Origin of the sequence: Oceanisphaera psychrotolerans (assembly GCF_001870485.1) — a bacterium.
GTDB lineage: Bacteria > Pseudomonadota > Gammaproteobacteria > Enterobacterales > Aeromonadaceae > Oceanimonas > Oceanimonas psychrotolerans.
In genome coordinates this window covers 1-2,173 of record NZ_MDKE01000054.1, presented here as the reverse complement: position 1 = coordinate 2,173, position 2,173 = coordinate 1, and the positions used below count along the sequence as shown (strand labels likewise).

At 46.1% G+C, this 2,173-nt stretch carries 1 protein-coding gene and 1 pseudogene; one reads left to right on the top strand and one right to left on the bottom strand.

What is annotated here, in order from left to right:
* Positions 1 to 694: 694 nt before the first annotated feature.
* A complete protein-coding gene (locus BFR47_RS17615) occupies positions 695 to 1,264 on the top strand; it encodes a haloacid dehalogenase type II (RefSeq protein ID WP_083399165.1) in 570 nt (189 codons plus the stop codon).
* A 19-nt stretch (positions 1,265 to 1,283) separates the two neighbouring features.
* Here BFR47_RS17615 and BFR47_RS14350 read toward each other — a convergent pair.
* Positions 1,284 to 2,173: pseudogene (locus tag BFR47_RS14350) on the bottom strand (IS630 family transposase); the annotation flags it as partial.

Genomic DNA, 2,173 nt, shown 5'->3' with positions numbered 1-2,173 from the left:
AGTAGTTTACCTGCCAGGCCGTGCCAGCTCTAGCTCATATGAGGGGATGGCTAAGTGTTTACCCAGGTGCTGCAACCCGCCTGATTCTTCCATCAAAAACACCGGCCCGCACTGCGGGCCATTTTTATATAGGCCTCAATTGGAGCAGCCTGTCGGTGCGTCAAAATAATACGCGAAATTACAGATTTGCAACCGGGATGATCGCCTGCCAGGTCCGGCGGTAGCGTGGGCGCGGTTTAAAGCGATGGATTAATGTGATTGATTTTTATCCAGGCTGATAAGGAAATCCAATGGACTGTGTGTGCCGGCAAAATGCTGACCGATCACATGGGTATAAATCTGGGTGGTTTGCACGCGTGTTATTAACAATGCATACGCGTGTATAGCAGCTTGGTGCAGAAAAATGTAGTAAATTTATGGGGTTAGAATGTAATAGTTTAGATAACGTGCAAATTGGTGTGAATGTTGAGCATGATCATCTTGATCACGGAGTTATTGTTCTAAAAGAGAAAAAGTGGTTTTATTATCATTAGCTTATATACTTTATTGGGTGCATGAACATGGACATATATGCGCATGCTCACTATTAAAATGTTATGTTCTTTTCCTTGAACGTGGCTTATTCCAAACTTACGTATTTTGATAAAAACTTATATTTAGTGTTTTTTATAAAAGTAAAAAAGGTAGAGACGTAATGAAACGAAATAGAATATTGTTTGATATAAATGAAACTGTACTTGATCTCAGTACATTGAAACCTAAGTTCAAAGCAGCTTTTGGTGATGATAGTGTTATCGCAAAATGGTTTTCAATGCTTTTGCACTCATCTACAGTTTGTATAATGACTGGCGTAAAAACTGATTTTGCGACTTTAGCAGGCATTATGCTTGAATCTATTGCTGCTCGAAAGGGTATCAAATTACCTGAAACAATGCGTGACGATATTCTCAATGGTTTTGCTAGTCTTCCTCCTCACGAGGATATCAAGCAAGCTCTCGGTCAATTAAAGTCTGCTGGTTTTCGCACCGTGGCCTTTTCAAATTCATCTTTTAATTTGATCTCAATCCAAATTAAAAGTGCAGGCTTGACGGAATATTTTGACGATGTAATTTCAGTTGAAGAAACAGGTAGTTTCAAGCCAGATTCCAAACTTTATAAGTTTGCGGCTAAACAATTAAATAAACCACTGGAATCTTTGAGGCTTGTAGCTACTCATGATTGGGATACTCATGGCGCTTTGTCTGTTGGAATGAAAGCTGCATAAATAACTGATCCTAATAGTGCTACATTTTGGCTGTTCCGTAACGACTCCCAGGAAATGGCGAAACGGTATCCATAAAATGTCTGACTCGCTTCAGCAGCGATACCATGCTGTAGCACTGGTGATTGCGGGTTACCGTCTCATGCAGCTTGTGCCAAAGCAGCTCTATCTTGTTAATCCAGGGTGAGTAGACCGGCTGGAAGATCAGGATGAACTTGGGATTATCTGCCAGCCAACTTTGCACCAGACGGCTCTTGTGGATCACGTAATTATCCAAGATTAGCGTGATGTTCCGGGCTCGTCGTTAGCGTCGACGCAAGGCTTCCAGCAACGAGATAAACAGGGCTGAGTTCTTTTTGTGACCAGCAACATAGGTTACCTTGCCCGTCGTCGCATGCAGGGCTCCGGCCAGATAGTGCTTTTCGTTGATACCCGGTGTGACGACTTTCTTCTGCTGGCCTCGCAGCGTCCAGTCCGCCCCCAGCTTGGGGTTCAGGTCGATATCAACCTCGTCGGCGTAAAGCACGGGGTTATCCTGGCAACAGTCCGCCAGTGCCTGTTTAACCTGCTCGACCTTGAGCTCATAGTCTGGGTCCTTGATCCGCAATGTCGGCGCGACTCGACGCCAGACAATGCCCTCACGTGGTAGCCAACGGCGGAGCGTGGAGGCCGCTATGTTGAGGCCCAGCAAGCGATTGACTTCGATGGCAAACAACTCGGTAGACCAGCGGCTACGCTGGTAACCCAGGTCTTGCGGTGAACACTGTATCAGTACCTGAAGTAGCCGAATAATTTGTCTAATGGGTAACGTGGGTGGCCGCCCCGGACGCTGCGAGCGTAGCGCCTCGATTCCCCCTTCGTGATACCAGTTGAGCCAACGGCCCAGCGTGGAACGGGCAGCGCCGGTCAGCT

Excerpts from the sequence above, each read along its gene's own strand:
- BFR47_RS17615 (WP_083399165.1), top strand. The coding sequence starts at position 695 with ATGAAACGAAATAGAATATTGTTTGATATAAATGAAACTGTACTTGAT.